Source organism: Streptomyces sp. 8L (assembly GCF_020176795.1).
GTDB lineage: Bacteria > Actinomycetota > Actinomycetes > Streptomycetales > Streptomycetaceae > Streptomyces.
Genome location: NZ_JAIUKE010000525.1, coordinates 1 through 7,731, shown reverse-complemented (window position 1 = coordinate 7,731; position 7,731 = coordinate 1). Strand labels below are relative to the sequence as shown.

4 protein-coding genes and 1 pseudogene are annotated in these 7,731 nt (G+C 70.4%); 1 reads left to right on the top strand and 4 read right to left on the bottom strand.

Annotated features, from left to right (window positions below; translation table 11 throughout):
* Positions 1–49: 49 nt before the first annotated feature.
* From LCE31_RS33235 to LCE31_RS33220, 4 genes are all read right to left on the bottom strand, one after another.
* A complete protein-coding gene (locus LCE31_RS33235; protein WP_225021106.1) occupies positions 50–2,740 on the bottom strand; it encodes a glycoside hydrolase family 97 catalytic domain-containing protein in 2,691 nt (896 codons plus the stop codon).
* A 393-nt stretch (positions 2,741–3,133) separates the two neighbouring features.
* The gene (locus LCE31_RS33230; protein ID WP_225021103.1) at positions 3,134–3,598 is read right to left on the bottom strand and encodes a hypothetical protein; all 465 of its coding nucleotides are present in this window, start codon (positions 3,596–3,598) and stop codon (positions 3,134–3,136) included.
* Positions 3,599–3,895: 297 nt separating this feature from the next.
* On the bottom strand, positions 3,896–5,206 hold the full coding sequence (locus tag LCE31_RS33225; RefSeq protein ID WP_225021101.1) for a WXG100-like domain-containing protein: 1,311 nt from the start codon (positions 5,204–5,206) through the stop codon (positions 3,896–3,898).
* Positions 5,207–5,652: 446 nt separating this feature from the next.
* Positions 5,653–7,293 (bottom strand): ABC-F family ATP-binding cassette domain-containing protein, encoded by a 1,641-nt coding sequence (locus LCE31_RS33220; RefSeq protein WP_225021098.1) that lies wholly within the window; start codon positions 7,291–7,293, stop codon positions 5,653–5,655.
* Positions 7,294–7,386: 93 nt separating this feature from the next.
* Between LCE31_RS33220 and LCE31_RS33215 the strand changes: the two are divergent.
* A pseudogene (locus tag LCE31_RS33215) lies at positions 7,387–7,731 on the top strand (translation initiation factor IF-2); the annotation flags it as partial.

The following is a 7,731-nucleotide window of genomic DNA, read 5'->3' as shown; positions in this document are numbered from 1 at the left end:
CTGCGGGCGGGTGCCGGTCGGGGGCCTGCCCTTGGGCGGCTGTGGGCGCTCAGTCCGCGCAGGTGAGCCGGGCGTCACCCCAGTCCGCGTGGTCGTAGTTCTTGCCGTCGCCGCCGTCGCCGGCCGCGAGGCCGAGGGTGTGTACGCCGGTGACGTCGGCGGTCAGGTCGACCGCGGCCTGGCCGCCGCGTACGACGTCGGTGGTGGCGAGCTGCTTGCCGTCGTCGCCGAGGACGGTGAACGTGACGCTGCCCTGCCCGCCGGTCTCGTCGTCCACGCCGACATGGGCCTCGAAGCGGGTGCAGCGGCCCTGGAGGTCGATCTGCACCTGGCCGGGCGCGTTCATGCCCAGGCCCTTGGCGTACACGGTGCCGTCGATCGTCAGGGGGTTTCCGTCCTGCCCGCCGGCCTCGCCGTTGGACTGGTCGCGCTCGACCGGCCCGTAGCCGTTGGTCTGGGTGAGGAACGGCTGGTCGCTCGCGTAGACCGTGCCGTGCAGCGGTACGGAGACCCGCACGACCTCCTCCACGTGGACCGGCGGGGCCTTCCCGCCGGCCGGGTTGGCGTAGGTCGCCACCACGGGTACGTCAGCCTCGCCGCCCGGCTGGTCCTTGCCGACGGTCACGCTCCAGTGGCCGCCGAGCGTCCTGCCCGCCGGGAGCGAGGCCGCCGTCACGTCCGGCCCGGTGGCGCGCCAGCCCGCGGGGAGCCGGTCGCGGTCGACCGTCAGCCGCACCTGGCGCAGGGCGTTCCCCTTCGGGAGCACGAACTTCGCGTCGACGCCGATCTTCGCGCCGGGGCCCGCGGTCGTGGCCGAGGGGTCCAGGGTGAGGGTGGTGGCGGGCGCGGTGACGACCGGGTCCTCGCAGTCGGTGCGGCCCTTCGCGGCGGGGCAGGCCAGGGCGGCGAAGCCGCCGTCGGCCGCGGCCGGGACCGCGAGGGTGTCCTTGGCGGTCACGGTCCGCACGGTCCGCTTCAGCTGCCCGCCGCTGTCGCCGATCGTCTCCACGAGCCAGCTGCCCTTGCCGAGGAAGCCGAGCGGCGCCTTCATCGTGTCGCCCGCGCCGGCCAGGATGCCGCCGACGAACCAGCGGTCGCCCTTGCGGCGGGCGATGACGGCCTGCCGGTCGCCGGCCGGCTGCGCGCTTGGCCCGCCGGAGACGAAGTGCGTCTCGTCCCAGGTGGTGGGGAGCTGTTCGATGTAGCGCTCGGCCACCGGCTGGGCGGCGAAGCCCTCGGGGTTGTCGCCGAGCGAGGTCCACCCGGACTCGTAGACGACGGGCAGCGCGAGCTCGTGTGCCAGGGAGTCCTTCCGGTCCGGGCGGGAGAACCAGGTCGGGGTGTAGTCCATCGAGCCGACGATGTTGCGGGTGAAGGCGAGGAAGATGTCGCGGGTCGGGTTCTGCCCGTTCTCCTCGCCGCGGACCGCCTCGACGCTCATCACCTGCGGCCAGGTGCGCTGGAGGCCGCGCGGGATCGTCGCACCGTGGAAGTCGATCATCAGCCTGTCCTTGGCGGTGTCGCGCAGGATCGCGTCATACCACTGGAAGGTGGACTGGGAGTCCGAGTACATGTAGTCGACCTTGACGCCTGCGACGCCCCACGCCTTGACCCTGGGGAGCCAGTCGTCGCGCTGCTGCTGGGTCTTGAGGTCGTTCCAGTCGAACCAGAGGATCACGTCGACGCCCTTGGCCCGCGCGTAGCGGACCAGTTCGGGGACCCAGCTCGCCTGCCATCCGGCGTCCACCAGCGTGTACTGGAGGCCGTGCTGCGCCGCGTAGTCCACGAAGTCCTTCTGCCGTTCGAAGTTCCCGGGACTGTTCCCGTCGCTCAGCCAGGACCAGTCGTCCACGCCCGGACGTATCCAGGAGGTGTCCTTGACCTTCGAGGGCGGCGCGAGGTCGTCCACGAGGGTGGAGCCGACGAGCGTGTCCAGGCTGCCCACGATCGCGGTACGCCACGGCGTGGCCAGCGGGCCCTGCGAGGTGACGGGCTTGTTGTCCGCCAGCGCGACGGAGTACGCGCCGCTGCCGTCCACGTGGTCGAGGTGGCTGCCGGAGTAGCGGCCGTCGACGTCCGCCTCCGTCAGCAGCACGTACGTGTTCCCGGTCTGGAACAGCGTCGGGTAGCCGAACGAGCAGGTGTCACCTGTGCACGTCTTGGGCTGCGCCGAGTTGGCCGCGCCCGCGGTGGTCTCGGTCCGCTCGTTCTCGTAGCTGGTCACATAGGGCTGGACCCAGGCCTTGGCGTCCGTCGGCAGGTCGAACGTGGACGCCTCCCCCGTCACGGTCACCGGGCCCTTGCCGTCCAGCAGGTACCGGTAGGCGACGCCGTCGTCGGACACTCGCACCGCGACGCCGAGTTCGGCGCCGTCGGCCCCACGGAAGGTGAACGTCGCCTCCTTCATCGTGGCCGAACGCCGGAGCTGCTTGCCCGTGGTCATCCGGTACGACTCGTGGACGGTGCGGTCCTTGCGCCTGACCAGCCGCAGGCCCGTCGTCAGATCGTGCTGTCCGGTGCGGATTCCGAGCCGGCCGGGCAGCAGCACCGGAGCGCCGCCGCGGTCGACCGCGAGGTGGAGTTCGCCCGCGGAGTCGAGTCCGAGCTGCGCGGAGAGGTCCGAACGGGCGGGATCACTCACCGTCCACGCGTCGGAAGAGTGCCGGGCCGCGGTGGAGGGCGCGGCGCCTCCCACGACCAGCCCGCCGCCCAGCAGCGCCGGCACCGCGACGCCGATCACCGCTCTCCAGAGCCTTTCACGCCTTCGTAGCATCTGCGTCCTTTGTCCCGTACCGCCGAGAACCGCGGGCGCTGATGCCTGATCGGTGCCCGCGGCCGATGGATGACACAACAACCAACTTTTCCGAAGACTTTTTCGACCACATGTCACCGGGTTCCCACACAAGCGTCAAGGGTTCCCACACGGATCGCCCCCCGGGACGCGGGTACGCGCATCAACGTCGTCTTGACGTGGCGGGGCCAGGGCAGTTGGAGCCGGGGTCGCGGTCGCGGCGCGTGTCGTACGGGGCGGGCGCGGTCCCGCCGGGTGGCTCAGCGGGCTCGTACCACTCTGGCCTCGTCCCAGACCGGTTCTGAGGTCTCCCGGATCATCCCGTCCGCGCCGGGCCTACCTCTACGCCGCGGCCGGCCTCTCCGCCGCGAGCAGTGCACGAGCTCGGACCAGCATGTCTTCGTCGCCCATACGGACGGATTCCCGGGCGATATCGTCAACGATGCGACGCAAGAGTTTCAGCCATTCCGCGACAAAGACCTTCGCGTCAACGGTAATCCTTCTGCGCTCATTGAGCAGCGACTCATAGGCTCCGACAACACTGTCCCAGCGAGAGTCGATCGAGAGCTCTTCACCCGTCCGATCGATCCACCACTCGGCTCGGAAGTCAGACGATCCCCAGTAGACGTGCGCCTCCTGGATCTCTGGGTTTTCGAGCGTTTCCAGCAGGACGATAATGTCATCCACCATGACGTAGACGTCTTCTGCGTAACTGATGGCAACCGGCACCCTGTTCCACCACAGGATGAGATATTCGTTCTCTGTCGGGTAGAGCAGACTGACCGAGTCAGCGAGGTCGTCTGTCATCTCATCAGCACGTTGCGTGGCTGGGCAGCCGGGCTGGAGCCGAAACTTCATGTACGCCTACCTGGTGAGCGGATATGCATGGACAGTGCCATTGGGGCGGACTTTGACGAAGATCGAGTTGGGCTTCCGAGTGGTTCCGTCCGTCATGTATTCAATACAGTCATTATCTCTTGGCAGCCGAAAAAGCCTTCTTTACCTGGACCGAGCTGCGCACCCTTTTGTGCGGCAAACTCAACATCGGCCGGAGTACCGAACTGTCCCTGTGGGTTCCCGGTCTGCGCGACACGCTGCGGACCCTCAGTCCAATCTATCCGTGCTTACTCCCCCGGAGAAGCGCGCCCTCCGGCTTGCATTTTTGCCCATCCATCTCGACACCCTTGCGTACTTCCGCGATCTGCTTGTTCCTACTGAGCTCGGCAAGCTCTGCCTTCCGCCGGCTGAAGGCCTGCTCCTCTTCTTCAGAGAGCGGCGCTGGTTCTTCTGCAGGCGGTGGTCCATCTCGCTCCGATCCCCCTCGTCCGCTGCCCGAGCGTCCTCGGCCGCCGACGCCTGCCGGTTCACGGCCTCCGACTCAGCGAGTTCACGGTCGAGGGTCTGGCTGACCTCGGTGGTTTCCGCGTCGACGGTTTCGATTTCGGGGACGCCGTCGGCAGCGGCCTGGAGGTAGGTCTCGACGTCGGCGATCATGTCGGCGCTGATGTCGGTGACGGCGGCGTCCAGGGTGACCTCGACGCCGCCGAGTATCGCAATGGCTTCCGCGCCGTCCAGGGCTGCCGCCCCGGCGTCGGAGCCGCCGCCGGTGAACGGGGTCAGGAGGATGCCGACCGCCGAGGTGAGGGCAATGGCGATGCCCGCGCCGGCGAGTTTGTGCTCGGTGCTGCTGTGGGCCTCGTCGATGGCGTGGGCAAACTTGTCGCAGGCGGCGGCGAGTTCGTCACAGGCCTCGCGGGCGGCGGACAAAGGCGCGTTCTTGGCGGCCGCACCGTCCTGCCAGATCTTGGCCCAGAACGCGGCCATGGCATGGACCGAGTCGTCGGAGTTGTTGTCGGTGAGCGCCATCACCTGCTGGTGCAGCGAGTGGCCCAGTGTGTGGAGCGCGGTGGAGGCGGTGCGGTACGCGGTAGCCGCGTCGCGGAGTTTGTCCTGGTGGCCGTCTGGCCAGTACTTCGCGAGGACGGAGGGCATGGAAGAGCCCCCAGGGCCGATCGCGGATTCCGGACCGGGGTACACCACGTCGGTGAACACCGGGGAGGGCGGATAGAGCACAGGCGTGCCCCTGCCGTGCTTCGGGTTGGAGTGGTGGTCGGCCTTGAGGTAGTTGTTCGCCGTCGTGACCAACGCGCTGGAGGCCTGACCCACAGCGCGCACGGCGGCGGAGAAGGTGTGGAAGAGGGCCTTGGCCGCCGGGTCGTACTTCGCGCCGAACTTGTGGCCGTAGGAGTCGTCGCCAGCCATGCCGGCAGCGTTCTGCAGCGCGGTGCTGAGCGTCGTCGCGATCGTGTCCAGACGGCTCTGACCCGTCGCGAACTTCCCTGCCACCGAGTCGAGATCGTCCGGATACAGATCGATCGACTCCTGGGGCCCGCCCCCGGCCGCCGGGCGGCTCACCGCAGGCGCCCGAAGGAGAACCGGGAACCGGCCGCACCGACCGACGGGCGGTGAGCCTTCGAGCGGTCGTCGCGACAACTGGCAGGCACCGGGAACCCGCCGTCATCGGCTGTGCCAGGTGGCAGCAAGAGGTGCCCCGTACCGTGATGCACCCCCTCCGCCATCGCTGCTTCTCCCCCTGGCTGCACGGTTGTTGGGCTCGCACGCAAGCGTCACAGTAACCAGGTCGCCAAGCAAGGCAGTTGTGATCCACAAGACTGCGGGGTTCGGTTCAGCCGATCGCCCGGCCGGGTTCGAGTTGGTACTCGGCGTCGCGCGCCGGGGGCTCCCGGTGCGGCCGGTTTCGCGGCGTGAGGCCGGACGGGCGCCCACCGGGCCGGCGCGTACCGGACGGGTCGCGGGCGCGGCCCGTGTCGTACGGGGCGGGCGCGGCCCCGCCGGGTGGCTCAGCGGGCTCGTACCACCCTGGCCTCGTCCCAGACCGGTTCTGGGGTCTCCCGGATCATCCCGTCCGCGCCGAAGACCAGGAAGCGGTCGAAGGAGCGGGCGAACCAGCGGTCGTGCGTGACCGCGACGACCGTCCCGTCGAACGCCTCAAGTCCCTCCTGGAGGGCCGAGGCGGACTCCAGGTCCAGGTTGTCCGTCGGCTCGTCCAGCAGCAGCGCCGTCGCACCGCCGAGTTCGAGGAGCAGGATCTGGAAGCGGGCCTGCTGGCCGCCGGAGAGGCGGTCGAAGGACTGGTCGCCGGAGGGCGCGAGCTCGTAGCGCCGCAGCGCGGACATGGCACGGCCACGGTCCCGGGCGTGTTCCGTCCAGAGGATGTCGACGAGCGTGCGCCCGACGAGTTCCGGGTGCGCGTGCGTCTGCGCGAAGTGCCCGGGGACCACGCGGGCGCCGAGCCGCCACGCCCCGCTGTGGGCGACGTCCTCGCCCGCGAGCAGCCGCAGGAAGTGCGACTTGCCCGAGCCGTTGGAGCCGAGGACGGCGACCCGCTCGCCGTAGTAGATCTCCAGCGAGAACGGCTTCATCAGCCCGGTGAGTTCCAGGTCCTCGCAGACCACGGCGCGCACGCCGGTGCGCCCGCCGCCGAGCCGCATGCGGATGTCCTGTTCGCGCGGCGGCTCGGGCGGCGGCCCCGCGTCCTCGAACTTCTTGAACCTCGTCTGCATCGCCCGGTAGCGCGAGGCCATGTCGGGGCTGTTCTCTGCCTGCTGCCGCAGCCGCAGCACCAGCGCCTTGAGCCGCGCGTGCTCCTCGTCCCAGCGCCGCCGCAGCTCCTCGAACCGCGCGAACCGCCCCCTGCGCGCCTCGTGGTACGTGCCGAAGCCGCCGCCGTGCACCCACACGTCCGACCCGGCGGCCCCCGGTTCGACGCTGACGATCTTCTCGGCGGCGCGCGCCAGCAGCTCCCGGTCGTGGGAGACGAACAGCACGGTCTTGCGGGTCTCCCGCAGCCGCTCCTCAAGCCACCGCTTGCCCGGTACGTCGAGGTAGTTGTCCGGCTCGTCCAGCAGCAGGACCTCGTCGGGCCCGCGCAGCAGCGCCTCCAGCACCAGCCGCTTCTGCTCGCCGCCGCTGAGCGTCGTCACGGCTCGCCACTGCGCCTTCTCGTACGGCACCCCGAGCGCGGCGACGGTGCAGATGTCCCACAGGGTCTCGGCCTCGTACCCGTGCGCCTCCGCCCAGTCGCTGAGCGCCTGCGCGTACCGCATCTGGGCGCGCTCGTCGTCGACCGTCATGATCGCGTGCTCCGCCGCGTCGAGGGCCAGCGCCGCCGCGCGGATTCTGGGCTGGGCGACCGATACCAGCAGGTCACGTACGGTGCGCTCGTCGCTCCCGCCCTCGCCCGCGACGACCGTCGAGCCGACGAACTGCGGCATCACGCCGAGCCCGCCGGTCACGGTGACCGTCCCGCCGTGCGGCTGGAGCTCGCCGGAGATCAGCCGCAGCAGGGTCGTCTTGCCGGCGCCGTTGGCCCCGACGAGGGCGACGACGGACCCCTCGCCCACCCGGAACGAGGCGTCGCCGAGCAGCGCGCGCCCGTCCGGCAGGTAGTACTCCAGGTGAGCGGCTTCCAGATGTCCCATGCTGGGCATTGTGCGGTACGCGGAGCCCGTCGCCCACCTGTTTACCGGGCTCCCGGGGCTCAACTCCGGGGCTGTCGGCCGTAAACTCCGGGCATGAGTGTTGGGCAGGGGGCACCCCGGTGGGGCGACGGCTCGGGGCCGGGGAATCACGATCCGTACGGGCCCGCGTACGGCAGGAATCCGCAGCAGCCGCGACAGCCGCAGTCGCAGTCGCAGGTAGCCGGGCAGCCGCAGCAGGAACAGCCGCAGCCGCGGGACCCGGGGCAGGCGTCGCAGCCGCTGCCGCAGCAGCAGCCCTGGCCGGGGAACCCGGGTCCGCCGCAGGGCGCCCAGAACCCGGGGGGTCCCCAGAGCCCGCGGGACTTCGCGGCCCCCGGGGCCTTCATGCCCCCGGGCGACGGCCCCGGCGGCGCGCCCCCCCCCCCCGGGGGCGGGGCC